The sequence below is a fragment of the Mycobacterium alsense genome (assembly GCF_002086635.1).
Classification (GTDB): domain Bacteria; phylum Actinomycetota; class Actinomycetes; order Mycobacteriales; family Mycobacteriaceae; genus Mycobacterium; species Mycobacterium alsense.
The window spans coordinates 40,907-67,060 of record NZ_MVHD01000021.1; the positions used below are offsets into that span (position 1 = coordinate 40,907).

General features: G+C 70.0%; 20 protein-coding genes and 1 riboswitch. Of the genes, 12 read left to right on the forward strand and 8 right to left on the reverse strand.

What is annotated here, in order from left to right; translation table 11 throughout:
• Positions 1-21: 21 nt before the first annotated feature.
• The 8 genes from BST11_RS13915 to BST11_RS13950 form a co-directional block, all read right to left on the reverse strand.
• Complete coding sequence (locus BST11_RS13915) at positions 22-2,028, reverse strand: substrate-binding domain-containing protein (protein ID WP_083138528.1); 2,007 nt, start codon at positions 2,026-2,028, stop codon at positions 22-24.
• A 107-nt stretch (positions 2,029-2,135) separates the two neighbouring features.
• The gene (locus BST11_RS13920; protein WP_083138529.1) at positions 2,136-4,331 is read right to left on the reverse strand and encodes a malate synthase G; all 2,196 of its coding nucleotides are present in this window, start codon (positions 4,329-4,331) and stop codon (positions 2,136-2,138) included.
• Positions 4,332-4,590: 259 nt separating this feature from the next.
• Positions 4,591-5,634 carry a hemolysin family protein gene (locus BST11_RS13925; RefSeq protein WP_083138551.1) on the reverse strand — a complete coding sequence of 348 codons (1,044 nt, stop codon included), beginning with the start codon at positions 5,632-5,634 and terminating at the stop codon, positions 4,591-4,593.
• Between the two features lie 8 nt (positions 5,635-5,642).
• A complete protein-coding gene (locus BST11_RS13930) occupies positions 5,643-7,010 on the reverse strand; it encodes a hemolysin family protein (protein WP_083138530.1) in 1,368 nt (455 codons plus the stop codon).
• Positions 7,011-7,226: 216 nt separating this feature from the next.
• Positions 7,227-8,663 (reverse strand): GuaB1 family IMP dehydrogenase-related protein, encoded by a 1,437-nt coding sequence (locus tag BST11_RS13935; protein WP_083138531.1) that lies wholly within the window; start codon positions 8,661-8,663, stop codon positions 7,227-7,229.
• Between the two features lie 45 nt (positions 8,664-8,708).
• A complete protein-coding gene (gene gndA / locus BST11_RS13940; protein ID WP_083138532.1) occupies positions 8,709-10,166 on the reverse strand; it encodes an NADP-dependent phosphogluconate dehydrogenase in 1,458 nt (485 codons plus the stop codon).
• A gap of 99 nt (positions 10,167-10,265) precedes the next feature.
• Positions 10,266-11,216, reverse strand: a complete 951-nt coding sequence (locus tag BST11_RS13945) for a M56 family metallopeptidase (RefSeq protein WP_083138533.1) — start codon at positions 11,214-11,216, stop codon at positions 10,266-10,268.
• A 14-nt stretch (positions 11,217-11,230) separates the two neighbouring features.
• Positions 11,231-11,650 (reverse strand): BlaI/MecI/CopY family transcriptional regulator, encoded by a 420-nt coding sequence (locus BST11_RS13950; protein WP_083138534.1) that lies wholly within the window; start codon positions 11,648-11,650, stop codon positions 11,231-11,233.
• Between the two features lie 1,162 nt (positions 11,651-12,812).
• On the opposite strand from BST11_RS13950, the gene BST11_RS13955 reads away from it, so the two are divergent.
• From BST11_RS13955 to BST11_RS14010, 12 genes are all read left to right on the forward strand, one after another.
• Complete coding sequence (locus BST11_RS13955) at positions 12,813-14,123, forward strand: PPE family protein (RefSeq protein ID WP_083138535.1); 1,311 nt, start codon at positions 12,813-12,815, stop codon at positions 14,121-14,123.
• A gap of 56 nt (positions 14,124-14,179) precedes the next feature.
• Positions 14,180-15,583, forward strand: a complete 1,404-nt coding sequence (locus tag BST11_RS13960; RefSeq protein ID WP_083138536.1) for a PPE family protein — start codon at positions 14,180-14,182, stop codon at positions 15,581-15,583.
• Positions 15,584-15,633: 50 nt separating this feature from the next.
• Complete coding sequence (locus BST11_RS13965; RefSeq protein ID WP_083138552.1) at positions 15,634-15,957, forward strand: DUF732 domain-containing protein; 324 nt, start codon at positions 15,634-15,636, stop codon at positions 15,955-15,957.
• A gap of 70 nt (positions 15,958-16,027) precedes the next feature.
• A complete protein-coding gene (locus BST11_RS13970; protein WP_083138537.1) occupies positions 16,028-16,447 on the forward strand; it encodes a PaaI family thioesterase in 420 nt (139 codons plus the stop codon).
• A 216-nt stretch (positions 16,448-16,663) separates the two neighbouring features.
• A riboswitch (guanidine-III (ykkC-III) riboswitch) is annotated at positions 16,664-16,726 on the forward strand.
• Positions 16,727-16,814: 88 nt separating this feature from the next.
• Positions 16,815-17,978, forward strand: coding sequence for an agmatinase family protein (locus tag BST11_RS13975; RefSeq protein WP_083138553.1), 1,164 nt, complete (start codon positions 16,815-16,817; stop codon positions 17,976-17,978).
• 679 nt (positions 17,979-18,657) lie between these two features.
• Positions 18,658-20,019: a PPE family protein gene (locus tag BST11_RS28950; protein WP_083138538.1), complete on the forward strand. Its 1,362-nt coding sequence runs from the start codon at positions 18,658-18,660 to the stop codon at positions 20,017-20,019.
• A 5-nt stretch (positions 20,020-20,024) separates the two neighbouring features.
• Positions 20,025-21,431 (forward strand): PPE family protein, encoded by a 1,407-nt coding sequence (locus BST11_RS13985; RefSeq protein ID WP_169834911.1) that lies wholly within the window; start codon positions 20,025-20,027, stop codon positions 21,429-21,431.
• A gap of 70 nt (positions 21,432-21,501) precedes the next feature.
• A complete protein-coding gene (locus BST11_RS13990; RefSeq protein WP_244897645.1) occupies positions 21,502-23,094 on the forward strand; it encodes an APC family permease in 1,593 nt (530 codons plus the stop codon).
• Between the two features lie 63 nt (positions 23,095-23,157).
• The gene (locus BST11_RS13995; protein WP_083138539.1) at positions 23,158-23,460 is read left to right on the forward strand and encodes an urease subunit gamma; all 303 of its coding nucleotides are present in this window, start codon (positions 23,158-23,160) and stop codon (positions 23,458-23,460) included.
• Positions 23,457-23,771 (forward strand): urease subunit beta, encoded by a 315-nt coding sequence (locus BST11_RS14000; RefSeq protein WP_083138540.1) that lies wholly within the window; start codon positions 23,457-23,459, stop codon positions 23,769-23,771. The genes BST11_RS13995 and BST11_RS14000 overlap by 4 nt, the downstream gene beginning before the upstream one ends.
• Positions 23,768-25,501, forward strand: coding sequence for an urease subunit alpha (locus tag BST11_RS14005; RefSeq protein WP_083138541.1), 1,734 nt, complete (start codon positions 23,768-23,770; stop codon positions 25,499-25,501). Before BST11_RS14000 ends, BST11_RS14005 begins: the two co-directional genes overlap by 4 nt.
• Before the next feature lie 8 nt (positions 25,502-25,509).
• Positions 25,510-26,151, forward strand: a complete 642-nt coding sequence (locus BST11_RS14010) for an urease accessory protein UreF (protein WP_083138556.1) — start codon at positions 25,510-25,512, stop codon at positions 26,149-26,151.
• Positions 26,152-26,154: the final 3 nt, after the last annotated feature.

Consider the following 26,154-nt stretch of genomic DNA (forward strand, 5'->3'; position numbering starts at 1 on the left):
GTCACGCCCGCGGCTGGCCGATCAGCTCAGGAAGGCGTTGACGGCCGCGGCGAGGTCGGGGGACGCCGACGTGGACAGGTTTTGGTAGCCGCCGCCGCTGAGCTGGGCGACGGCCTCCCAGGTGGCCCGGTCGGGGTCGCCGCCGAAGTCGATGACGTTGACCGCGATCGGCTTGGCCGGGTCGGCGCTGCGCCGGATGAAGTCCTGCAACCCGGGGCCGTCCAGGGTCTGGTCGGTGTGCGGCCCGGCGGTGATCACCAGAATCGAATTCGTTTGACCGGCACGGTAATTGGCCTGAATTTCCTGGTAGATCATGCGCAGCGTGGTGAACGACACCGCCCCGCCGGCCGACGAATACTGCTTGTCCAGGGCGGCCGCCAGCGCCGCGGAGCGGGGCTGGCCGTTAACCGGGTCGCCCAGCGGCCCGCCGGCCACCTCGGAGCGGCCCTCGTGGCCGTCGAAGGTCCACAGCCCCACGGCGGCACTGGGCGGCAGGGACTTGATCTTGTCCTGCAGCGCCCCAACCACGTTGGCCAGCCGGGACTTTCCGCCTTCGTCGGTGGGCAGGGACTGGTCGAGCATGATGGTCGCGGCCAGCCCGCTCGACGGGGCCGCCATGGCCTCGGCGAGCGTGGCGCGCATCGCGTCGTCACCGACCGACAGGGCCGGCGGCAGCGCCGGGAAGCTGGTGACGGGGCTGCTCGGCGGTTTGACCCCGTTGACCCGGAAGCCGGCCTTGGCCAGCTTGTCGAGTTGCTCGGGCTTCTGCAGGAAGCGGGCAAACCCGCTGGCCGCCGAGGTTTGCTCCTGGGTCAGCCAGGAGCCGCTGAGCAGCACCGCGGGGTAGTCGGCCACCGGCGCGGCCCCCGCGGGCAGCCACGCCGCCAGCGCGCTCTTGGCGTCGGACAGCGACTGGCCGCGCTGAAACACCTGCTGCTCGGTGGTCACCACCGCGTGCACCGGCGCCGCCGCCGCGTCGCCGGGCTTGAGCAGGGCGTTCATCGCCTCGGTCAGCGATTTGTCGGCCAGCTTGGGTTGGGCGTTCAGCAACGTGCGCACGGCGCCGGTGCCCTGCGTCGGCGGCGCGCCGGCCGGCACCGAACCCGCCGCCACCGCCTCGCCGGCCAGATACGACGCGTCGCCGTTGCCGTTCGTCGGCAGCGCCACCCGCAGCGACCCCCACGCCGGCAGGTTCAGCCCCCCCAGCGCGTTCGGGGCGGTCTGCAGGCCGGGCAGCGCCGCCCAGTTCCGGCCGTCCAGGGCCTGCCCGAGTTCCGGCCGCACCGCGAGCACCACCGGCGACGTCACCAGCGAATGGCTTTCGGTGATCACCTTCTGGCCCGCGCCCGCGGCGAGCCGCGCGGCGGAGATCGAGCTGCCCGGAATCCACAGCGCCGGCTGGCCGCCCAGCTCGCCCGGCCACTTGCCGGTGAAGCCGTTGAGGACGGCCTCGGCGTCGGCCGGTTTAACGCTCACCACCATGCAGTGGTCGCCGACCGGGCCGGCGGTGGCGGAGTAGCTCTCGGCGAGCTGCTGCACGGGGTCGGCGATCGACGGGTCGGTGATGACGGCGACGGTCTCCTTGCCCCCCACGCAGCGCGCCGCGGCGTTGTGCGAGCGGTTGGACAGCGCGTCACCGAAGAAGCTCCACAGGATGACGGTCCCGACCACGACGACGACGGCGACCAGCGCGACGATCACGCCGATGCTGACCCCGCGGCGCCCGCCCTCGCTGCGGTGGCCGCCGCGCCAGTCGGCGAGCCCCCGGTGCCCGCCGCGGAGCCGGGACGCCAGCGACTGCGAAGGGGCCGCCGGCTCCTCGCCCGCCGGGGCGGCCTTGCGCGGCGGGAAGTCCGGATAGTCGTCGGTGGCCGGCGCATCCTCGGCCGGCGGTTCCTCGTCCGCGTAGCGGTGATGCTGGCCCGGCTCGTCGGCGAGGTACGCATCGTCGGCAAGGCCCTCGGCGAGATACTCGTCGGAGGGCTGATCGACGGCGTCCTCGGGGTCGGGCATGCTGTGCCTACCCATGGGTGTGCCCGCCGCCTTTCCATCGACTCGTCGGGTGACCTGTTGTGGACTCGGCGCAGATTCTAGTCATTCGGCCGTGCTACTACTTACCGCAGGTCGAGCGGTTTTCACTCACCGGCGGCGCGGGCTTTGAACTCGCGCCGGCGCCGATGCAGGATCGGCTCGGTGTAGCCGTTGGGCTGCTGGGTTCCCGAAAGAATCAGCTCCTCGGCGGCCAGGAAGGCGACGCTGTCGTCGAAGTCAGGCGCCATCGGCCGGTAGGCGTCGTCGCCGGCGTTCTGCTGGTCCACCATCGGGGCCATGCGTTCCAGGCTGGCGCGGACGTCCTCGCGGGTGATCACGCCGTGCCGCAGCCAGTTGGCCAGCAGCTGGCTGGAGATGCGCAGGGTGGCGCGGTCCTCCATGAGCGCCACGTTGTGGATGTCGGGCACCTTCGAGGACCCGACCCCCTGGTCGATCCAGCGCACCACATAGCCCAGGATGGACTGGCAGTTGTTGTCGACCTCCTCGCGGATCTCCTCGGGGGCCCAGGCCAGCTCCTTGGCCAGCGGGATGGTCAGCAGCTGCTCGATCGTGGCCCGCTTCTTGCCGGCCAGTTCCTTCTGCACCTCGATCACGTCGACCTTGTGGTAGTGCAGGGCGTGCAGCGTGGCGGCCGTCGGCGAGGGCACCCAGGCGGTGCTGGCGCCCGCGCGCGGCTGGGAGATCTTCTGCTCGACCATGTCGGCCATCAGCTCGGTCATGGTCCACATGCCCTTGCCGATCTGGGCGCGGCCGGCGAAGCCGGCGGCCAGGCCGGTGTCGACGTTGTTGTCCTCGTAGCCCAGGATCCACGGCTGGCTCTTCATGGTGCCCTTGCGCACCATTGGGCCGGCCTCCATCGAGGTGTGGATCTCGTCCCCGGTGCGGTCCAAAAACCCGGTGTTGATGAAGACGATCCGGTCGGCCGCGGCCTTGATGCAGGCCTTCAGGTTGACCGTGGTGCGCCGCTCCTCGTCCATGACGCCCACCTTCAGGGTGGTCTGCGGCAGCCCGAGCACGTCCTCGACCCGGCTGAACAGCTCGGCGGTGAACGCCACCTCGTCGGGGCCGTGCATCTTGGGCTTGACGATGTAGATCGACCCGGTGCGGCTGTTGGCCAGCGGGCCGTTGGCCTCGCTCTCCTTGAGCCCATGCACGGCGCACAGGCCGGTGAACAGCGCGTCCTGGATGCCCTCGAAGACCTCGTTGTTGTCGGAGTCCACGATGGCGTCGTTGGTCATCAGGTGGCCGACGTTGCGGACGAACAGCAGCGCGCGCCCCGGCAGGACCAGCTCGCCGCCGTCCGGGGTGCTGTAGCGGCGGTCGGCGTTGAGCACCCGGGTGAACGTCTTGCCGTCCTTGTCCACCTCCGCCGCCAGATCGCCCTTGTTGAGGCCCAGCCAGTTGCGGTAGGCGCGGGTCTTGTCATCGGCGTCCACGGCGGCCACGGCGTCCTCGAAGTCGATGATCGTGGTGACCGCGGACTCCAGGACGACGTCCTTGATGCCGGCGCGGTCGGTCTTGCCGATCGGCGACTCGGGGTCGATCAGGATCTCGATGTGCAGGCCGTGGTTGATCAGCAGCACCGACCAGGCGGGGGAGCCGAGCTCGCCGCTGTAGCCGACGAACTTCTCCGGATCGGCCAGCCCGACGGGCTCCGCGTCCCCACCCAGGCTGATTTGCAGCCGGCCGTCGTCGATGCTCAGGCCCGTCGCGTCCGCCCAGGAACCCTCCGCCAGCGGCACCGCCTCGTCGAGGAACTCGCGGGCATAGGCGATCACCTTGTCGCCGCGGACCTTGTTGTAGCTGGTGCCCTGCTCGGCGCCGTCGGTTTCGGGGATGACGTCGGTGCCGTACAGCGCGTCGTAGAGCGAGCCCCACCGGGCGTTGGCCGCGTTGAGGGCGAACCGGGCGTTGGTCACCGGCACCACCAGCTGGGGGCCCGCCGTCGTGGTGATCTCGGGGTCGACGCCCGCGGTGGTGATGCTGAAGTCCGGGGGCTCGGGCTGCAGGTAGCCGATCTCGGTCAGGAATTCGCGGTACGCCTCGGCGTCGATGGGCTCGATCACCCGGTGCCTGTGCCACTTGTCGATCTGGGCCTGCAGCTCGTCGCGGCGGTTCAGCAGTTCCTGGTTGCGCGGGGTGAGGTCGGTGACGACCTTGTCGAGGCCCGACCAGAAGCTGTCCGGGTCGATGTCGGTGCCGGGCAGGGCCTCGTTGTTCACGAAGTCGTAGAGCACTCGGGCGACGCGCAGGTTCCCCACCGACACGCGATCAGTCATGTTTCTCCTCCATAAAGGGCCAGGTGAAAGCTCACCGGCCGCAGCAAGCACTATCGTCAGCCTACCGACCGGCACCTTGACAAACGCCATCCGGGCGACCCGCCACAGCAGGTCAAACCCCCGCGGGCTGGTAGCCGTTGGAGATCATACGGGCTGCGCGCCGCCCGACCCGGGAACCAGCCCCACTCGCCGCACGGCGTCCCGCAGCGGCCGCGGCCTACGCGTCACGCCCTACGCGTCACGCCCTACGTGTTATGCGCTACGTGTTATGCATGGTGCCGACCAGGTCCTCCACCACGTCTTCCATCGCCACCATCGCGACCACGCCGCCGCCGTCACCGTCGGTCACCAGCGCCAGGTGGCTGTTGTTGCGGCGCATCCGCGACAGGGCATCGGCCAGCGGCAGCGACTTGGGCACCCGCGGCAGCGGCCGCACCACCGACAGGTCGATCACCGTCAGCGGGTCGGCGCCGAGCGCCAGCACGTCCTTGATGTGCACGTAGCCGATGAACTTCTGATCCGCGCCCACGACGGGAAAGCGGGAGTAACCGGTCCGGGCCACGGCCTCTTCGACCGCGCCGACGGTGGGCCCGGCGCCGGCGGCCGCGACCGGCACCGCCTCGATGTCGCCGAGCGGCCGCGCCACCTCACCGACCATGCGGTAGCGCAGCTGCAGCGCCCGCGTCAGCCGGATGTGCTCCTCGGCGTCCAACAGGCCTTCGGACACCGATTCGGTGATCATCACCCTCAGCTCCGTGGTCGAGACGGCGACGTTGAGGTGCGTCTTGGGCTCGACGCGCAGCGCGCGCAGCACCACGTTGGCGCACTTGTCGTAGAACGCGATGAACGGCCGCGCGGCCCGCACGTAGGCCAGGTACGGCGGCACCAGCAGCATCGCGGTGCGCTCCGGGCCCGCCAGCGCGATGTTCTTGGGCACCATCTCGCCCAGCAGCACGTGCAGCGTCACCACGATCGCCAGCGCGATCACGAAAGACAGCGAGTGCAGCAGCGCCGGGTTCATGCTGGTCAGCCCGAATCCGGCGCGCAGCAGGCTGGCCACCGCGGACTCGCCGATCCGCCCGAGCAGCAGCGAGGCGACCGTCACGCCCAGCTGCACCCCGGCCAGCATCGACGACAGCTGCTGTCCGGCGCGGATCACCGTGACGGCTCGCGTTTTACCCTGCTCGGCCAGCGCCTCGAGGCGGTCGCGGCGGGCCGAGATCAGCGCGAACTCCGCGCCGACGAAAAACGCGTTCACCCCGATCAGCAGGACCGCCAGCACCAGGCCCAGGGCCTCGTTCATCAGGTTCATCACAAGCTCCGCCCCGCGGGCGTCTCGGCGCGACTGCCCAATTCCGTCAGCTCGAGCACGTCGATCCGCCGACCGTCCATGCGGACCACCGTCGCCTGCCAGCATGCCGAGGCGTCCGGCAGGCCGTCGGGGTCCAGCGCGGTCAGCTCGACGGTTTCCCCGGCCACCGGGATGTGCCCGAGCTGGCGGAGCACCAGCCCGCCGATCGTCTCGTACGGCCCCTCGGGGGCGCGAAACCCGGTGGCGGCGGCCACCTCGTCGATGCGCAGCAGCCCGTCGACCCGCCAGCCGGCGCCGGCCGCGACCACGTGGGGGGTGGCGTCGTCGTGTTCGTCGCGGACGTCGCCGACGATCTCTTCGACGAGGTCCTCGAGGGTGACCATGCCCGCGGTGCCGCCGTATTCGTCGACGACCAGCACGGTTTGCAGGTCGTTGGCGCGGATCTCGGCCATCACGGCGTCCCCGTCCAGCGTCGACGGCACCACCGGCACGTTTTGGGCCAGCGCGGTCAGCGGGGTGCCGGCCCGGTCGGCCGGCGGCACCGCGAACACCTGCTTGACGTGCACGATGCCGACGGTCTCGTCGAGGTCGCCGTCCACGATCGGGAACCGGGAAAAGCCCGACTCGGCGGTCGCGGCGACCAGGTCGGCGACGGTGTCGTCGGTCTGCAGCGCGACGATCTTCGACCGCGGCGTCATCAGTTCCTCCGCGGTCAGGTCGCCGAACTGCAGCGAGCGCCGCACCAGGGCGGCGGTGGCCGCGTCCATGGTGCCGCTGCGCGCCGAGTTGCGCACCAGGGACGCCAGTTCCTGCGGGGAGCGGGCCGAGCGCAGCTCCTCGGCCAGCTCGATGCCCAGCTCGCGGACGATCCAGTTGGCCGCGCCGTTCGTCAGCCGGATGGCCGGGGTGAACACCATGGAGAACAGCAACTGGAAGCCCGCGACCGCGCGGGCGGTCGGCAGCGGGCGCGCCACCGCGAGGTATTTGGGGACGAGCTCGCCGAACACCATCGACACCGACGTCACGATCACCAGCACCAAAAACGCGACGATCCCGTCGGCCAGCCGGTCGGGTATTCCGAACGCGCGCAACGCCGGATGCGGCAGGTGGTCGACCATCGGCTCGGTCAAATAACCCGTCGCCAGCGTGGTGATCGAGATGCCCAACTGCGCGCCCGAGAGCTGGAACGACAGCCGGCGCTGGGCGCTCAGGATGTAACGGTCGCGGCGGGCGCCGGCGCGCGCGTTGGCCTCGACGACGCTGCGGTCCAGGGCGGTCAGCGAGAATTCGGCCGCGACGAAGACCGCGGTGCCGAAGATCAGCGCCGCGATGGCCAGCACGCTGAGCAGCGCCACGCTGACGTTCATGACGCGGGCGGCGGCGCCGGAACCGCCGCGGGTCGCCGCTCCGCCCGGCCGACCCGGGTCGGTAGTCGGGCCTCGACACGTGCCTGGGGCACGTCATGCCTTTCCCTTGATGCGGCGTGGCGGCGCTTTGCTGCCAGCCGGATGTTCGCGTGAATTCACATGTTAGCCAAGACGTCCAGCCGCAAGACCGTCCGTCGCGGACTTAGCGTGGCCGCGTCACCACCCCAGGGGCAGCGGGTGGCCCTCGGCGAACCCCGCGGCCGACTGCACACCGACGACGGCGCGCTCGTGCAGCTCGGCCAGCGTCGAGGCGCCGACGTAGGTGCAGGTGCTGCGCAGCCCGGAGGTGATGTGGTCGAGCAGGTCTTCGACGCCGCCGCGGTCGGGGTCCAAGCCCATCCGCGCGGTCGAGATGCCCTCCTCGAACAGCGCCTTGCGGGCGCGATCGAACGCGGTTTCGGCGCCGCTGCGGGCGACGACCGCCCGCTTGGACGCCATGCCGTAGCTCTCCTTGAAGGGTTGGTCGTCCCGGTCGCGCATCAGGTCGCCGGGCGACTCGTAGGTGCCGGCGAACCACGACCCGATCATCACGTTCGACGCCCCGGCGGCCAGCGCCAGCGCGACGTCCCGCGGGTGCCTCACGCCGCCGTCTGCCCACACGTGACCGCCGAATTCCTTTGCGGCCGAAGCGCATTCGAGCACCGCCGAGAACTGCGGGCGGCCGACACCGGTCATCATCCGGGTGGTGCACATCGCTCCCGGCCCGACGCCGACCTTGACGATGTTCGCCCCGGCGCCCAGCAGGTCGCGGGTGCCCTCCGCCGACACCACGTTGCCGGCCGCGAGCGGCAGGCCCAGGTCCAGCTCGGCGACCGTCCCGATCGCCTCCAGCGTCTTGACCTGGTGGCCGTGGGCGGTGTCGACGACCAGGACGTCCACCCCGGCCTCGGCCAGGGACCGGGCCTTGGCCCCCACGTCACCGTTGATGCCGAGGGCCGCGCCGACGCGCAGCCGCCCGCGCGCGTCGGTGGCCGGGGCGTACAGGCCGGCCCGCACCGCCCCGGTGCGGGTGAGCACCCCGGCCAGCGTGCCGTCCGCGTCGGTGACCACCGCGACGTCGATCGGGGCGTGCTCGAGCAGGTCGAAGATCTTGCGCGGCTCGGCGCCCGCCGGGGCGGTCACGAAGTCGGTCACGGCGACGTCACGCACCCGGGTGAAGCGGTCCACGCCCAGGCAGGACGACTCGGTCACCAGCCCGATCGGGCGGCCCTCGAAGGCCACCACGGCGACGCCGTGCGCGCGCTTGTGGATCAGGGCCATCGCGTCGGACACCGAGTCGTCGGGACCCAGCACCACCGGGGTGTCCAGGACCAGGTCGCGGCTCTTGACGAACTCGACCGTCTGCTGCACCGCCGGGATCGGCAGGTCCTGCGGCAGGATCACGATGCCGCCCCGGCGCGCCACCGTCTCGGCCATCCGCCGCCCGGCCACCGCGGTCATGTTGGCCACGACGACCGGGATCGTGGTGCCGGAGCCGTCGGCGGTGGACAGATCGACGTCGAAGCGCGACGCGACCTCGGACCGGTTCGGCACGATGAACACGTCGTCGTACGTCAGGTCGTAGCCGGGTCGATGCCCGTCCAGAAACCTCATCTGCCTCGGTTTGCCCCTTCGTGCCCTCTTACCAGCGGGCCACCGCTAGGCGGGCACTTCGCTGCGGTCCCCGCTCCACAACGTGTGGAAGCGCTTGTCCGGATCATCGTCGATGCGGCCGTAGGTGTGCGCGCCGAAAAAGTCCCGCAGCCCCTGGGTGAGCGCCGCGGGCAGCCGCTCGGTGCGCAGTGCGTCGTAGTACGACAGCGCCGAGGAGAACCCGGGAATGGGAATACCCATTTGCGTGGCGGCCACCACGACGCGCCGCCACCCGTCGATCGCGGCCTCGATCGCGCTGCGGAAGTACGGCGCCACGATCAGCGTCGGCAGGTCGGCGTTTTCGTCGAAGGCCTCCTTGATGCGGTTGAGGAACTTCGCCCGGATGATGCACCCGCCGCGCCAGATGGTGGCCAGGTCGCCCGGCGTGATGTCCCAGCCGTACTCGGCGCTGCCGGCCTGGATCTGGTTGAAGCCCTGCGCGTAGGCGATGATCTTCGACGCGTACAGGGCCTGCCGGACATCCTCGACGAACTGTCCTGCGTCGCTTGGCCTTTCGCCGAGATCCCCGGACGCCAGGCCGGTGGTGGCCCGGCGCTGGGCGACCGAGCCGGACAGCGCGCGGGCGAACACCGCCTCGGCGATGCCGGTCACCGGCACCCCGAGGTCCAGCGCCGACTTCACCGTCCAGCGGCCGGTGCCCTTCTGCTCGGCCTCGTCGAGGATGACGTCGACGAGCGGCTTGCCGGTCTTGGCGTCGTTCTGGCGCAGCACCTCGGCGGTGATCTCCACGAGGAAGCTGTCCAGATCACCCTTGTTCCATTCGTCGAACACGTCGGCGATCTGCTCGGCGGTCTTGCCGAGGCCGTCGCGCAGCAGCTGGTAGGCCTCGCCGATCAGCTGCATGTCGGAGTATTCGATGCCGTTGTGCACCATCTTGACGAAGTGGCCGGCGCCGTCGGGGCCGATGTGGGTGCAGCACGGCACCCCGTCGACGTGCGCGGAGATCTCCTCGAGCAGCGGGCCCAGGCTCTGGTAGGACTCGGCCGGGCCGCCGGGCATGATCGACGGGCCGTTGAGCGCGCCCTCCTCGCCGCCGGAGATGCCGGCGCCGACGAAGTGCAGGCCCCGCTCGCGCATCGCCTTCTCCCGGCGAATGGTGTCGGTGTAGAGGGCGTTGCCACCGTCGATGATGATGTCGCCTTCCTCCATCGCGTCGGCGAGCTGCTCGATGACCGCGTCGGTGGGGTCGCCGGCCTTGACCATGATCAGCACCCGCCGCGGCCTTTCCAGCGCGTCCAGGAACTCCTCGACGGTTTCCGAGCGCACGAACTCGCCCTCCGAGCCGTGCTCGGCGAGCAGCGCGTCGGTCTTGGCGACGGAGCGGTTGTGCAGCGCCACGGTGTAGCCGTGGCGGGCGAAGTTGCGGGCGATGTTGGAACCCATGACGGCGAGGCCGGTGACGCCGATCTGCGCGGTACCGGTATTCGAATCCGACGAACTCATCTCTCGCCTCTCAGGTCAATTGCGGAACGCTGCCGCCACACACTGTGTCACAGCGGGCCCTTGGCGGACTTTCGGTCCTCACAACGCGTTTCGTCGGCGCTAGAGGTTGAACAGCCGCTGCAGCTCGGTGAGCCACGGTACGACCAGGGCGACGGTGGGGACCACCAGAATGGCCGCCGCGGTCAGGTAGGCCGCCGCCGACAGCGTCGGGCTGTTGCCCCGCCCGGACAGCCGGCGCACCCGCAACACCGTGCTGGTGCCGCCCACGGCCAGCGCTCCCGACGGCGCACGGCCGGACGCGCAGGCGACGAGCGCCCGGGCCAGCGGGGCGCGGCCGGCCGCGCGCACGGCCGCGTCGTCGGCGAGCAGCTCGACGAGCAGTTGCACCGAGCGCAGCGCGTTGGTGCTGCGGACCAGCCGGGGGAAGGCCGCGTGCACCGCGCTGAACGCCTCCAGCACCAGGTCGTGCCGGGCCCGCAGGTGCGCGCGCTCGTGGGTGAGGATGGCCGCGACCTCGTCGCCGGTGAGCGCGCTCAGCGTCCCCTCGCTGACCACCACCCGGCTGCGCACGCCGGGCAGGCAGTAGGCGAGCGGCTCGGCGACGCCGAGGACCCGGAGATCGCGGGTCCTCGCGCACGGCGCGTTGAGGGCGGCGTCGTGCCCCACGCCGACGAGGTCGACGACCATGCGGTGGTGGGCGCGGCGGCGGCGGTTGGCGATGGCCACCCGCATCACCGCGACCATCAACCGGGCGCCGACCAGCACGGTCAGCGCGAACACCGCGATGTAGGCCGCCCACAGCGGCCAGCCGAGCCGGCCCGCGGCGCCGATGACGCTGGCGGTGGGGCGCCCGTCCGGGCCGGGCATCAGGATGCGACTGGCGATGGCGATGCCGGCGCTGAAGGCCGAGAGGACCGCGGCCAGGGCGACGGCCTGCCACAGGACCATCGCCGCGCGCGGGGCGCGCAGGGGCCACGTCGCTCGTGCCAGGAGGGCCGGCGCCGGGCCGACCAACAGCACCGCGAGGAGGGTGAAGGCCAGCGCGGACACGCTGCCAGTGTCCCTCAGTCCTCCGCCGGAGCGCCAGCAGGTGGCGGGTTATTGCGTTGACTGGCTTCCAATTCGGCCAGCGCGCGCCGCAACGCCTGCGCCTCGTCGGCCCCGACGCGTTCGACGAAGTGCACCAGGGCGGCCTCTCGGCTGCCCGAGTCTTCGGCCTGAGCCAGCGCGTCGACCATCAGTCCGGCGACGAGCTCGTCGCGCCCGTGCACGGGCGCGTACCGGTGGGCGCGGTCGTCGCGGATCTGGGAGACCAGGTTCTTCTTAGCCAACCGCTGCAGCACGGTCATGATCGTGGTGTAGGCGAGGTCGCGTCGCGCCGACAACGCCTCGTGGACTTGGCGAACGGTCTGGGGCTCCGGCGTGGACCACAAATGGTCCATCACGGCGCGTTCCAGATCCCCCAACCGGGTCAGCTTGGCCATAGTTCGTTCATCTCCTGAGCGTCGAAGTAAGCGTACTCCCGTTTACTACCGGCCGTCGTACCGAAAGCCTCGATCCACAGGCGACCTTACCCTTGCGAAATTAGGGCAGCCTTGCCTATGCTGATCTCGGTCGAGCGACAATGACCGCGGCAGAGTCCTGAGGGCTGCAGTGACCCCCGGTCTACTCGATCGGCGAGCCCCGCGCCCAGCGCGGGGCTCGCCTGTTTTTCGGGGTGAGCGTTTCGGCGTCGACGCGCGCCGGGTCAGCGATCGAAAACACGCCGGCACCCTAAGCCACCTCACACCCAGCGCCCCGGCGGATTGAGCTCTCCGCAACATGCTGGTGACACCGACATCCCCCGCGTGATCCGCGCTTTTGCGGCGGTAACCACCGCGAATCGGACAGATCCGCTTCCTAGCAAGTTCCCAGCAGCTAACCAGTGTTAGCCCAGCGATGGATGCGTACGCTGGGCGCGACAGGGGCTAGGAGGACGGTGCATGACGACCGACTATCAATATGGCCGGCGCGGCACGCACAACGCGAACCCGACCCCTGACCTTTTTCACACCGATCTTTTGGGAATGCACTGCCGGATCGCCTCGTACCCATGACGGTGTCGCATAACGAACTATTCGATCGCTTAAAGTGATGAAATAAAATCGCTCGGTCGGCCTAGCGGTAACGCAGTTTCTGCCGCCGCGCAGAACGGCGGGCAGCGCCATACGACTAATGAGCCTGCGCCTAACTATGCGCAATCCTAACGCACCATTCTGTCTGATTGCTGGACGCTCGCTACTAACTTGCTGAACAATGTGTTTAGCATGTCCATGCATTAGCCGGAGACATAAAACCTCACAGCAACAAGTAGCGGTAAGACACTTCTTTTTTACTCCGTTATTACCTCGTGGAGACGCCGGTCGGGGAGCGTCGAATTACGATGATTCTTGGCTTGGGCAACGGCGCCTGAATAATGCGCAGGCCGCCACGTCTGACCACATTTGGGCAAAAGCATGGAGGACCTGCCGCAATTAAATACATGGGGTCACCGTATTAATTCAACGAGCGGCCCGACGTATTCCAGTAGAGCTGTGGCGCGGCGTTTGCACGTGCGGCCGGAAAGCGGTGCCCACCGTGGCGGCCACTCGGGACAAAGGGGAGTAGATGTTCGATTTCGGGGCGCTACCGCCGGAGATCAATTCGGGTCGGATGTATGTCGGCGCGGGCTCCGGGCCGATGCTGGCGGCCGCCGCGGCCTGGGACGAATTGGCCACGGAGCTGCAGTCGGCGGCGGCCTCGTACGGCTCGACGGTGGAAAGCCTGGCCGCCGGGCCGTGGACGGGGCCGTCGTCGATCGCGATGGCGGCGGCGGCCGCGCCGTACGTGGGGTGGATGGCTGCGACCGGCGCTCAGGCCGAGCAAGCGGCCACCCAGGCCAAGGCCGCGGCGGGCGCGTATGAAACGGCGTTCGCGGCCACGGTCCCCCCGCCGGTGATCGCGGCGAATCGGGCCCTCCTCATGGCCTTGATCGCCACCAATTTCCTGGGTCAAAACACCCCGGCGATCGCGGCCACCGAGGCGCAGTACGCCGAGATGTGGGCCCAGGACGCCACCGCGATGTATGCCTATGCCGCATCGTCGGCGACAGCCTCGCAGTTCACCCCGTTCACCGAACCGCCGCCGACTACCAATGCCGCCGCCGCGCCGGCGCAGGCGGCCGTGGTTTCCCAGGCCGGCGGCGCGGGCGGCCTGAACATCGGGGCGCAGCTGTCCCAGCTGGGCAGCTCGCTGCCGACGGCGCTGCAGAGCCTCGGCGGCGGCCTCCTGAGCTCGCCCACGACGGGTTCGACGAACCTGCTGTCCGGCCTCGGCCTGCCGCAACTGGCCTCGGCGACGTCACTGCCGCCCGGGCTGATGACCGACGTCGGCAACTGGAACACGATCTTCGGGGCACTCACCGGGCCGTATTCCATCCAGTCGTGGAGCACGATTCCCGGCGGCCCGTTCCTGTCGTTCGGTCAGGCGTACGCGTGGGGCCAGAACGGGCAGGGTGCGGCGGCGTATCTGGCCGGCCCGAAAGCGATCAGTGGGGCGTTGGCGCCACTGGCGCAGGGCAACGGCGGGGCGGCCGCGATGTTGAGCTCGGCTGTCGGCGCGCCGGCCTCGGGCTCGATGGGCAAGGCGGCACTCGTCGGCAGCATGTCGGTGCCCCAGGGCTGGACCGAGGCAGCGCCCGCGATCAGGACGCTGGCCCAGGTGCTGCCGGCCAACGCCGCGGCCGCGCCGACCGCCTCGCTGGCCGGCGAAGGCGTCTTCGGCCAGATGGCCCTGTCGAGCCTGGCCGGACGCGCGGTCGGTGCCGCCGCTTCGCAGTCCGCGGCCGGCACCGGCGCCGCGGCGCGATCACTGGGCGGTGTCGCCGAGGCCGACCCCGCCGCGGCCACCATCATCGTCATCCCCGCACTGGAGGCATGACGGGGATGAAGGGCATCAAATCCACGCACGCAACAGCCAGTCGGAGGGTATAGCCGATGTTCTACGCAGCGTTTCCGCCCGAGTTCAACTCGGGCAGGATCTACGCCGGGCCCGGATCCGGTTCACTGCGGTCGGCCGCCGCAGCCTGGCAGGGGCTGGCCACCGAATTGCAGTCGACGGTGTCGTCGTATTCCGCGGTGATCGACGCCCTGGCCGGCGGGCCGTGGGTGGGTCCGTCGTCGCTGTCCATGACGGCCGCGGTCACGCCGTATCTGGCGTGGATGCAGGCCACCGCCGCCCAGGCCACCGAGGCCGCCGGCCAGGCCACAGCCGCGGCCACCGCATACGAGGCGGCCTTCGCCGCGCACGTGCCACCGACCGAGATCGCGGCCAACCGCAGCCGGCTCGCAATGTTGGTCGCCACCAACGTCTTCGGGCAAAACAGCCCCGCGATCGCGGCGACCGAGATCCAATACGCGGAAATGTGGGCCCAGGACGCCCAGGCGATGGACAGCTACGCCGGCGCGTCGGCGGCCGCTTCCGAGGTGACGCCGTTCACCGCCGCGCCGCAAATGACCAACGCCGGGGGGCTGGCCACCCAAGCTGCCGCGCTCACCCAAGCCGCCGCCACCCCGGCAGGCGGCGTGGGGTCGCTGGTATCGGCCGCGGCCGCCCCGCTGACCACCGCCAATCCGATGCTGACGTGGCTGGCAAACCTCAGCACGGATTACACCACCACCATCAACGGCTTGCTGAACAGCCTCTTTGGATCAGCCGGGGCGACCACCTACCAGGCCCTCTACAACGCGGTGAAGGTTCCGGTCGGCTTGACCACCACCTTCAACGACATCGGGTTGCTGATCAACTTCCCGCTGTCGCAGTGGCTCAAGTTCGCCCCACCCGTGCCCTATGGCGCGCTGCCGAAGGACGCGTTGGGCGCCGGGCTGGGGGCGCTGGGCTTCGGCCGGGGCACGCTGTACAACGCGGTATCGGCGGGCATGGGCAATGCGGGCACCCTGGTCGGAAAGTTGTCCGTTCCCCCCAGCTGGGCCACGGCCACCCCGGCCATCCGGACCGTCGCCGCGGCGTTGTCGGCCGCCGGTCCGGATGCCGTGCCGGCGGCCGCGCTCGGCCAGGGCGGCCTGCTCAGTTCGATGTCGGTGGCGGCGATGCTCGGGAGCGCCCTGGGCGCCGGGGCTCCGGACGCGATGGGCCGCACCGGCGTTCGCGGTCGCGTCAAACCGATCAAGGACCTCAAAGACGCGCACTCACCGGAAGCACTCCAGCGCGTGGTCGCACAGATATCGGAGAAGCCCGAAAGCGTGCAGCACCACAACGTCGACCAGGACGGTCTCGACGCGTTGCTCGAGCAGCTGGCGAAGCAGCCCGGCGTCCACGCGGTGCACCTGCGAAAGGGCGGCCAGCCTCAAGTCGTTCCGTCGGAGACGCGGTCGGGTTAGGGCCCAATTTGGTTGGGAGATGTTGGGAGATGTTGGGAGATGGAGAAAACATGCGATTGTTACTAGCGTTGTTCGGCGCCTGCGCCGCGATTGGCCTCGCCGCGCCGGCCTATGGCGGCCCGCCCCCGGCGCCCGACGGGGACGACGCGGGCTTCCTGGCCGCTCTGAGCCAAGTCGGCATCCATTACCCCGACGCGGGCGCGGCCGTCACATCGGGCAAAGCGGTGTGCACCTGCCTGAACGGCGGTGAATCGGGCCTGGAGCTGGTCCACGACGTGAAAGCCCATAATCCCGGCTTCGACATGGAGAGCGCGTCGAACTTCGCGATGATCGCCGCGAAGTTCTATTGCCCCCAGCAGCTCTCCAAGTCGTAGCGGCGCGCGCCCACGTTGGGCGTCGCCGATCTCGCCCTCGGTCGGGGCGCCGCGGTGGATGGTGTAGACAATGAAGGTGCCGCCGCCCGACGCGATCCTGCCGCCCGACTTCACCGCGCCGTTCGACAGCGAGTTAGGCCTGCGGTTCACCGAACTCAGCCCCGACCGCGCCCGCGCCCAACTCGCGGTCACCCCCAAGCTGCTGCAGCCGATGGGCCTCGTGCACGGCGGGGTCTACTGCTCGATGATCGAGAGCATGGCCAGCGTGGCCGCCTACACCTGGCTGAACACCAACGGCGACGGTGGCAACGTGGTGGGCGTCAACAACAATACGGACTTTTTGCGCTCGATCAGCTCCGGGATGGTGTACGGCGCCGCCGAACCGATTCACCGCGGGCGGCGTCAGCAGCTGTGGCTGGTCAGCATCACCGACGACGCCGACCGGGTCGTGGCCCGGGGTCAGGTGCGCCTGCAGAACCTCGGGGCGTAGCTCGAGCAGCAACCACGCGCGCTCGCCGGAAAAGCGCGAGGCGAAATTCCCAGCAAATTCCCAGCTGCCGGCCAGGACTGGCCGGATCACGAAATAACTTGGGGCAGAAGGTCTTTCGGGATGCACAGCGCGCGCCCCATCGCGTCACGATCGACGCGGCGGGACACGGCCACCACCTACGTTGCGGTCGCGGAACGACCCGGTACCTTCTATACCGGCGCGCCGCAGTGGCCGCCCGGACGAGTTCGCCGTACCCGGAGAGCGACAAGACGGTGACCGCGGGATGCCTGGCGCGCCGAATCCTTTCGTTTGGTTCCGTCGTCGGGGCATCCTCCACCGTGAATTGGAACTCGACGAGAGGAAATCGATGATCAATCCGTTCGCCGGCCAAGCCGACATTCCCAACCGCGAAGGTGCGTGGGCCCAGCAGGCCGAAGCCGAGCTGTCCACGCGCCGCCACCGCGAAGAGATCGACCGGTGCATCAGCCACGGGCTGGAAGCCGCCCCCACGATCAACGACCGCACGCTGTCGACCTTCGCGCGCGGCGAGCTTCCGCACTTCGCCGGGGAGCGGGGCACGTTTCTGAAGTGCCCGTTCCTGGAAGACGTGCACGACGTGGGCGACGCCGAGGTGGCGGTCTTCGGCGCGCCGCTGGACGCGGGGACGACCTACCGGCCCGGCACCCGGTTCGGCCCGATGGGGATCCGCCGCTCGACCAACCTGTTCGGCACCTATTGCTACGAGCTCGGGGTCGACCTCCGGGAGCAGCTCAACATCGTCGACATCGGCGACGTGGTCACCATTCCCGCCAACATCGAGAAGTCGTTCGATCAGATCAGCACGGCCATGTCGCACGTGGTCTCCCACGGCGTGTTCCCGGTGATCCTCGGCGGCGACCACTCGATCGGGTTCCCGACCGTGCGCGGCCTGGCCCCGCACATGGACGGCAACGTGGGCATCATCCACTTCGACCGCCACGTCGACACCCAGGAGAGCGATCTCGACGAGCGGATGCACACCACCCCGTGGTTCCACGCCACCAACATCAAGAACGCGCCGGCGACCAACCTCGTGCAGATCGGCATCGGCGGCTGGCAGGCGCCGCGCGCGGGCGTCCAGGTCGGCCGCCAGCGCGGGAGCACCGTCATCACCGTCGGCGACGTCGAGCGGGTCGGGATCGAGAAGGTCGCCGAGATCGCGCTCGAAACCGCGTGGAAGGACGCCAAGGCGGTCTACCTGTCGTTCGACATCGACGTGATCGACGCGGGGTTCGTGCCCGGCACCGGCTGGCCCGAACCCGGCGGGCTCCTGCCGCGCGAAGCCCTCAACCTGATCCGGCTGATCTCCGAACCCGGGCTCAACGGCATCGAGGTGGTGGAGTGCTCCCCGCCCTACGACTGGGCCGAGCAGACCGCCCTGATGAGCAGCCGGGTGATCCTGGACAGCCTGGCCGTGATGGTGCGGGCCGGCAAGCTCGGCAAGAAACCGGCCGCCCTGAAGCGGCACGCGTGGGGGCCGTTCAACGACTAGGTGCGTTATCCGGGTTCGACGGGCGCCGCCCGACTATCCGCCCCGATGGTCCGGCGGTTGCTCGGTCGATCAATGGCAAATCCGGCGCGGCGGTCCAATTTCGTCTCGACGGCGACTTCGAAACGGGAGCGCGGTTCGCCGGGCGTGTACGGCGCGCGCGGGGATGGGCCGGGATGATCGGCTCCGCTGAGCGGTCGCCGCGAATGCCGGCCACCCGCGCTGCCGTTGTCGGCGTGCTCGCGTTCTGGCGTAACTAATTCGTTGCCGCACAAGTACTTTGCCGCTGGGTCGCCCAAGCCGACCGCTGGCCCTCGCGTCGCCCGCCGCGACGGCCGGATGGGGTCGGTCAGCCCCCCGGCCTACCGTTGGCCGGCGACGTCCTTCGAGCTCTATTGAGTTCGCCGGCGCGCGGGCGCTCAGGCCTCGAGTCGACATCTCCCAGCTAATTCCCAGGAGTTAACCAGGGTTACTACAGCGTTGGCTGTCACTATTAAGCACTTGTGCGGCAACCTGGGCGCCGGTATGGCGACATACACATCGGTGCGGTGACACGCACATCGAGGGGGACACCATATCGCGCGCCGCGTCTTGAATTCAAAGGCGAGCGCCAAACCACCATTCGGGCGGTGGTGGCGGCCGCAACGTTTGCGCCCGGCGCGCTGGCTAGGGGGAGTTAGCGGTGGATTTCGCGTTGTTTCCACCCGAGTTCAATTCCGGACGGATGTATGCCGGAGCGGGCTCGGGCCCGATGGTGGCGGCCGCCTCGGCGTGGGACGGGCTGGCGGCCGAGCTGAATTTCGCGACTAGCGCGTACCGGTCGGCGCTTGTCGAGCTCACCGGCGGACCGTGGGTGGGCCCGTCGTCGACCGTGATGACGGCCGCGATGACTCCCTACCTGTCGTGGATGACCGCCACGGCCGCCCAGGCCGAGCAGACCGCAACTCAGCTCAAATCCGCGGTGGCCGCCTACGAGGCGGCGTTCATGGCCACGGTGCCGCCGCCGGAGATCGAGGTCAATCGCGCGCTGCTGGCGGCGCTGGTGGCCACCAACATCCTGGGGCAGAACACCCCGGCCATCGCGGCCACCGAGGCGCAGTACGCCGAGATGTGGGCGCAGGACGCCGCCGCGATGTACGGCTACGCCGGCGCCTCGGCGGCCGCGACGAAGCTGACCGCTTTCACCACACCACCGCAGACCACCGACCCGGGCGGGACGGCCGCCCAGGCCGCCGCGGTCACCGAAGCCGCGAACGCCGCCGCCGGACCGGGCGTCCAGTCGGGCCTCACGCAGGCGATGGACCTGGTGCCCGGCGCGCTGCAGACCCTCGGGACCGGTGGCGCGTTCGACCCGTTCTCCTTCGTGGAAGAAGTGCTGGGCACCACCACGGGTCAGGCCCTCAACGTGTTCACCACCGATGTGGGCAACTGGGCCCTCACCATCAGTGGGCCATTGTTCACCGCTTCGGGGATCACACCCCTGCTGGGCGGCCTGTACGGGCTCGCGCTGCCCGCGGCCGCGGCCACGGCCGCTGACGTGGCGCCCGACGCGGGACTCGGCGCGCTGGTGAGCTCGGCCGGCCCGGGAACGGGTGGATCCGTCGCGGCGAGCGTGGGCGGGGCCGACTCGATCGGCAAGCTGTCGGTGCCGCAATCCTGGACGTCCGGGCCGGGCATCCGGCTCGCCAGCAGCGCGTCGCCGCTGGCGACGGCCGGGCTGGGCGCGGTGCCGCAGGCCGAGGCGCCGGGGGGCTTCGTCGGCGGCATCCCGCCGGTCGGCAGCCTGGTCAACGCGCCCCGCGGCGAGCAGACCCGGGCGCGGTCGGGGACGGGTCAAAAGGTCATCCCGACGATGCCCGGGGAAGACGGCGCCGAGGGCATGCCCCTCGCCCCGGCCGCGCAGCCACAGCGAACGGTCCGTCACGTCGCCAGCGCGTTGAGCGACGGGGAACGCCAGGAGCTCGACAAGCTGCGCAAGGAGATCGCCGAAGCGGCGATGGAGCGCGATGCGGCGGCCCGCCTGATCAAGGAGGCCATGCTGTGATCGGCCTGGATTTCGCGGGATTGCCGCCCGAGATCAACTCCGCCCGGATGTACACGGGCCCGGGGGCGGGGTCGCTGGCGGCGGCAGCGACCGCCTGGACCACGTTGGCCACGGAGCTGAATTCGACGGCGAGCTCCTACCGGGCGGTGGTGGCCGCGCTCACGAGTGGGCCCTGGGTGGGCCCGTCGTCGGGGGCGATGGCCGCGGCGGTGACTCCGTATCTGTCCTGGATGAACGCGACCGCCACGCAGGCCGGGCAAACCGCCAGCCAACTCGGGTCGGCGGTCGCGGCCTACGAGGCGGCGTTTGCGGCCACAGTGCCCCCGCTTGAGATCGAGGTGAACCGGGCGCTGTTGGCATCCTTGGTGGCCACCAACACTTTCGGGCAGAACACCCCGGCGATCGCGACCACCGAGGCGCAGTACGCCGAGATGTGGGCCCAGGACGCCGCCGCGATGTACGGCTACGCCGGCGCCTCGGCGGCCGCGACGAAGCTGACCGCTTTCACCACACCGCCGCAGACCACCAACCAGGCCGGGACGACGACGCAGGACACCGCGGTCAACAACGCGGCCACCGCGGCCGGGTCGAGCGCCCAGTCGACCGTGCCGAACCTGCTGCACAGTCTCTCGTCGGGTTCGCCGACACCGGCTGCGGCGTCGAATCCGATCATTGACTACCTCAATGGTCCGAATCCGATCCTGAATGTGCTGACCAGCGGTCCGTTCCAGACGTTCCACACGTTGAGCGCGGGGACGGTCGGCTATCAGCTCCTCTCCGAGGGTCTCAACTTCGACGCGTCCGGCGCCATGCTGACCCTCGCGCCGCCGGTCGCCGCTGCCTGGAACCCGTTGGTGAGTGCGCTGTCGGCACCCGCGACTGCGGCGTCCGACGTGACGGGGGCGGGAGGCGTCGGCTCGACGCTGGCGGGCTCGTCGACAGCAGGCCCCTCGGCCGGCCTGGGCGAGGCGGCCACCGTCGGCAAGTTGTCGGTGCCCGCGGCGTGGAACGCCGCGAATGCCTCGCCTGCGATCCGGTTGGCCGCCACCGCGTTGCCGGCCGCCGGGCTGGACGGGTTGCCCCAGGCCGGGCCGGGCGGGTTCATGGGCGGCATGCCGATGGGCCCGGTGGCCAGCGTCGTCAACGCGCCGCGGGGCGACCAGAGCCGCCTTCGGGCCGGCGGGCGCCAGAAGGTGGTCGCGGCGCTGCCCGGCGAATCGGGCATGGACGACGACGCGGCGGCCCGCTGGGTCAAGCCGAACACGAGCGCCGACAGCGTGACCGAGGCGGCCGCGCTGAGCGAACGCGACGAGCTCAACCAGCTGCGCAAGGCGATGGCCGACGTGACCAGGCAGCGCGATGTGCTCAAGCGCACGGCCTCCGCGCTGATCAAGGAGGCCTCGGAAAAGTAGTGGGAAGTGGTTGCGAAACCTTCAATAGCACAACAGTTTTCGACGATTGGGGTCGGTTCAATTGTTTTTCATGAAGTTCGCCGGTACTGATAACAGTCTGGAGGGCGACGTGGCCGTCGACATGGCGGGCGGCGCCCCGGTGCACGACGGCGCGGAGGACACGCGGCTCCCGGCGGGTGCGGCGGCCGCCGGCGTCGTGCCCGACACCGCCAGCGACGACGAGGACCTCGCGCAGCTGAAGGCGCTGGGCTTCTCCTCGGAGTTCAAGCGCGACATGAGCCCGTGGGCGAATTTCTCCCTGGGCTTCACCTACCTGTCGCCCGTGGTCGGCATCTACACGGTGTTCGCGTTCGCCCGGGCCACCGCCGGCCCGCCGATGATCTGGAGCCTGCTGATCGTCGGCGCGGGACAGATGCTGGTGGCGCTCGTCTTCAGCGAGGTCGTCGCGCAATTCCCAGTGGCCGGTGGTGTGTACCCGTGGGCGCGCCGGCTGTGGGGCCGCAAATGGGCGTGGATGACGGGGTGGATCTATATGTTCTGCCTGTTGGCCCTCATCGCCGACGCGGCCTTCGGCGCGGGCCCCTACGTGGCTGCGATGTTCGGCTTCGCGCCCACCGTGCCGGCCAAGGTCTGTTGCGGACTGGCCGTGCTGGCGGTGGCGACCCTCATCAACCTGACCGGGACCAAGATCCTGGGCTACTTCGCGATCTTCGGATTCACCGCCGAGCTCATCGGCGCCCTGGTGGTCGGCATGTGGCTGCTCATCGCGCACCGGCATCACGGCCTCGGCGTGCTGTTCCACAGCTTCGGGGCCGAGGGCCATCACAGCTTCCTCGGCGCCTTCCTGGCCGCCGGCCTCATCGGCCTCTACCAGTTCTTCGGGTTCGAGGCGTGCGGCGACGTCGCCGAGGAGGTCCGCAACCCCGGCATCCAGATCCCGAAGGCGATGCGGCGCACCATCTACATCGGCGGGGCCGCCTCGACATTCGTCTGCCTGAGCCTGATCCTGTCGGTCACCGACTTCGGCGCGGTGATCCGCGGCGAGGACACCAACCCGATCGACACCGTCCTACAAAGCGCATTCGGGGACGTCGGATCCCGGATCGTGCTGGGGATCGTGTTGATCTCGTTCGTGTCGTGCGCGCTGAGCCTGCAGGCCGCCGCGAGCCGGCTGATCTTCTCCTACGGACGCGACGGCATGATCGCGGGCTCCCGGCTGCTGGCGCACTTCGACCACAAGCGGCACGTGCCGCCGTACTCCCTGTTGGCCGCGGTCATCATCCCGGCCGGGTTGATCATCGGTTCGCTGTTGTCCGAGCACCCGCTCAACAAGCTGGTCAGCTTCGGCACGGTCGGGGTCTACCTCGGGTTCCAGATGGTGGTGCTGGCCGCCCTGCGGGCCAGGATCAAGGGCTGGAAGCCGTCCGGCAAGTACCAGCTGGGCCGCTGGGGGATGCCCGTCAACGTCGGGGCCCTGGTCTACGGGGTGGCGGCGATCGTCAACGTCTGCTGGCCGCGGACCCCCGAGGCCCCGTGGTACGACAACTGGGTCGTGCTGCTCATGTCGGGCCTCATCATCGGCGTCGGCGTGCTGTACATGGCGTCCACCCGGGCCTACGCCAACAGCGACGCCCCACACGCCGACGCCATTCCGGCGCGGTAACGGCCGCGGCGGACGGTGTAGCACGTTGGGGCTGCAAGGCCCCGACTGGCAGGATTTACAGACATGCTCCTCACCCCGCACGAGCAAGAGCGACTGATGCTGTCCTACGCCGCCGAGCTGGCCCGCCGACGCCGGGGCCGGGGCCTCCGCCTCAATTTCCCGGAGGCCGTCGCCGTCATCACCGACCACATCCTCGAAGGCGCACGGGACGGCCGCAGCGTCGCCGAACTGATGGCCAGCGGGTGTGACGTGCTGGGCCGCGACGACGTGATGGAGGGAGTGCCGGAGATGATCGACGACGTACAGGTGGAAGCGACGTTCCCGGATGGCACCAAGCTGGTCACCGTCCATCACCCGATCCCATGATTCCCGGCGAAATCATTTATGGCACAGGCGATATCGACATCAATGCTGCCGCGCAGCGCCTCGAGATGACGATCGTGAACACCGGTGACCGTCCGGTTCAGGTCGGCAGCCACGTCCACCTTCCGCAGGCCAACGCCGCGCTGTCGTTCGACCGTGCGGCCGCCCACGGACACCGGCTGGACGTTCCGGCGGCCACCGCGGTTCGTTTCGAGCCGGGCATCGCCCAGACGGTCCGGCTCGTCCCGCTGCGGGGGCGGCGCGAAGTGCACGGTCTGACCCTGGACCCGCCCGGACGGCTCGACCCCGCATGACGCGGCTGTCCAGGGAGCGTTACGCCGATCTTTTCGGCCCGACCACCGGCGACCGGATCCGGCTGGCCGACACCGACCTGCTGGTGGAAATCACCGAAGACCGCAGCGGGGGACCGGGTCTGGCCGGTGACGAGGCGGTGTTCGGCGGCGGCAAGGTGCTGCGCGAATCGATGGGCCAGGGGCGCGTAAGCCGCGCCGACGGCGCCCCCGACACCGTCATCACCGGCGCGGTGATCATCGACCATTGGGGAATCATCAAGGCCGACATCGGGATTCGTGACGGCCGCATCGTCGCCATCGGCAAGGCCGGCAACCCCGACGTCATGTCGGGCGTGCATCCGGACCTGGTGGTCGGCCCGTCCACCGAAGTCATCGGCGGCAACGGACGAATCCTCACCGCGGGCGCGATTGACTGCCACGTCCATCTGATCTGCCCGCAGCTGATGCCCGAGGCGCTGGGGTCCGGCATCACCACCATCATCGGCGGCGGCACCGGGCCCGCGGAGGGCACCAAGGCCACCACCGTCACGCCCGGCGAATGGCATCTGGCCCGGATGCTCGAGGCGCTGGATTCCTGGCCGTTGAACTTCGCGCTGCTCGGCAAGGGCAACACCGTCAGCGCCGAGGGGTTGTGGGAGCAGTTGCGCGGCGGCGCTTCGGGTTTCAAGTTGCACGAGGACTGGGGATCGACGCCCGCGGCCATCGACGCCTGCCTGACCGTCTCCGACGCCGCGGGCGTGCAGGTCGCGCTGCACACCGACACCCTCAACGAAATGGGGTTCGTCGAAGACACCCTCGCCGCCATCGCGGGCCGCTCGATCCACACCTACCACACCGAGGGCGCCGGGGGCGGCCACGCGCCCGACATCATGCGGGTTGCGGCCGAACCGAACGTATTGCCGAGCTCGACCAACCCGACCCGCCCGCACACGGTGAACACGCTCGACGAGCACCTGGACATGCTCATGGTCTGCCATCACCTCAATCCCGCGGTGCCCGAGGATTTGGCGTTCGCCGAGAGCCGCATCAGGCCGTCGACGATGGCCGCCGAGGACCTGCTGCACGACCTTGGCGCGATCTCGATGATCGGCAGCGACTCGCAGGCGATGGGCCGCATCGGCGAGGTGGTGATCCGCACCTGGCAGACCGCGCACGTGATGAAACGCCGCCGCGGCGCGCTGCCCGGCGACGGCTCCGGCCCAAACGCGGCGGACAACAACCGGGCGCGGCGCTACGTCGCCAAATACACCATCTGCCCCGCGATCACGCACGGGCTCGATCACGAGATCGGCTCGGTCGCGGTTGGGAAGCTCGCCGACCTGGTGTTGTGGGAGCCCGCGTTCTTCGGGGTCCGGCCGCACCTGGTGCTCAAGGGCGGCGTGATCGCGTGGGCGGCGATGGGCGACGCCAATGCCTCGATCCCGACCCCCCAACCGGTCCTTGCGCGCCCGATGTTCGGCGCCGCGCCGGCGACCGCCGCCGCCACCTCGGTGCACTTCGTGGCCCCGCACGCCCTCGAGGCCGGGCTGGCCGAAAGGCTGTCCCTCACAAGGCAGTTGGTGCCCGTCAAGGACGTCCGCCACGTCGGCAAGGCCGATCTGCCGCTCAACGACGCCATGCCGGTCATCGACATCGACCCCGACACGTTCACCGTGCGCATCGACGGCGAGGTCTGGCCGGAGCAGCCGGCCACCGAACTTCCCATGGCGCAACGATATTTCCTGTTCTGATGGTTTCGATGGCCCATACCCCACTGACCACCCTGCTCGCGCTGGCGGACTCGCGGCTGCCCACCGGTGCGCATGTGCACTCCGGCGGCATCGAGGAGGCGGTCACCCGCGGCGTCGTCACCGACCTCGTCACGCTGAAGGCGTTCCTGGTGCGCAAGATTCGCACGCAGGGACTGGTGTCGGGGTCGGTGGCCGCGGCGGTGCATCGCGGCGACATCTCCGTCGACGACGCGGATTGCGAGACCGACGCGCGCACGCCCGCGCCCGCGGCCCGGGCCGCGTCACGCAGCCAGGGGCGGGGCCTGGCGCGGCTGGCGCGCCGGGTGTGGCCGGGCGCGGACTTCGACGACCTGGGCGCGCGCCCGCATCTCGCGGTGGCCGCCGGCCGGGTCGGGGCGGTGAGCGGCCTGCTGCCCGAACACAGCGCGCTGCACGTCGTGTACACCACGATGACCGCCTCGGCCACCGCGGCCCAGCGGCTGCTGGCGCTGGACCCCGCCGCCGTCGCGGCCCTCACCTTCGAGCTGTCCGGCCTGTGCGAGCACACCGCCACCGAGGCCACCGCCGGGCTGGCCGACCTGTCCGATCCCTTGCTCGACGCGCTCGCCCAGCACCACGCGGAGCGCGAGCGGCCCCTATTCGCGTCCTGAAAG

What these genes read in the sequence shown, in the direction of transcription:
- BST11_RS13915 (WP_083138528.1), bottom strand. Translation starts at nt 2,028, where the DNA reads ATGGGTAGGCACAGCATGCCCGACCCCGAGGACGCCGTCGATCAGCCC.
- BST11_RS13920 (WP_083138529.1), bottom strand. Translation starts at nt 4,331, where the DNA reads ATGACTGATCGCGTGTCGGTGGGGAACCTGCGCGTCGCCCGAGTGCTC.
- BST11_RS13925 (WP_083138551.1), bottom strand. Translation starts at nt 5,634, where the DNA reads ATGAACGAGGCCCTGGGCCTGGTGCTGGCGGTCCTGCTGATCGGGGTG.
- BST11_RS13930 (WP_083138530.1), bottom strand. Translation starts at nt 7,010, where the DNA reads ATGAACGTCAGCGTGGCGCTGCTCAGCGTGCTGGCCATCGCGGCGCTG.
- BST11_RS13935 (WP_083138531.1), bottom strand. Translation starts at nt 8,663, where the DNA reads ATGAGGTTTCTGGACGGGCATCGACCCGGCTACGACCTGACGTACGAC.
- gndA (WP_083138532.1), bottom strand. Translation starts at nt 10,166, where the DNA reads ATGAGTTCGTCGGATTCGAATACCGGTACCGCGCAGATCGGCGTCACC.
- BST11_RS13950 (WP_083138534.1), bottom strand. Translation starts at nt 11,650, where the DNA reads ATGGCCAAGCTGACCCGGTTGGGGGATCTGGAACGCGCCGTGATGGAC.
- BST11_RS13955 (WP_083138535.1), top strand. Translation starts at nt 12,813, where the DNA reads ATGTTCGATTTCGGGGCGCTACCGCCGGAGATCAATTCGGGTCGGATG.
- BST11_RS13960 (WP_083138536.1), top strand. Translation starts at nt 14,180, where the DNA reads ATGTTCTACGCAGCGTTTCCGCCCGAGTTCAACTCGGGCAGGATCTAC.
- BST11_RS13965 (WP_083138552.1), top strand. Translation starts at nt 15,634, where the DNA reads ATGCGATTGTTACTAGCGTTGTTCGGCGCCTGCGCCGCGATTGGCCTC.
- BST11_RS13970 (WP_083138537.1), top strand. Translation starts at nt 16,028, where the DNA reads ATGAAGGTGCCGCCGCCCGACGCGATCCTGCCGCCCGACTTCACCGCG.
- BST11_RS13975 (WP_083138553.1), top strand. Translation starts at nt 16,815, where the DNA reads ATGATCAATCCGTTCGCCGGCCAAGCCGACATTCCCAACCGCGAAGGT.
- BST11_RS13990 (WP_244897645.1), top strand. Translation starts at nt 21,502, where the DNA reads ATGAAGTTCGCCGGTACTGATAACAGTCTGGAGGGCGACGTGGCCGTC.
- BST11_RS13995 (WP_083138539.1), top strand. Translation starts at nt 23,158, where the DNA reads ATGCTCCTCACCCCGCACGAGCAAGAGCGACTGATGCTGTCCTACGCC.
- BST11_RS14000 (WP_083138540.1), top strand. Translation starts at nt 23,457, where the DNA reads ATGATTCCCGGCGAAATCATTTATGGCACAGGCGATATCGACATCAAT.
- BST11_RS14005 (WP_083138541.1), top strand. Translation starts at nt 23,768, where the DNA reads ATGACGCGGCTGTCCAGGGAGCGTTACGCCGATCTTTTCGGCCCGACC.
- BST11_RS14010 (WP_083138556.1), top strand. Translation starts at nt 25,510, where the DNA reads ATGGCCCATACCCCACTGACCACCCTGCTCGCGCTGGCGGACTCGCGG.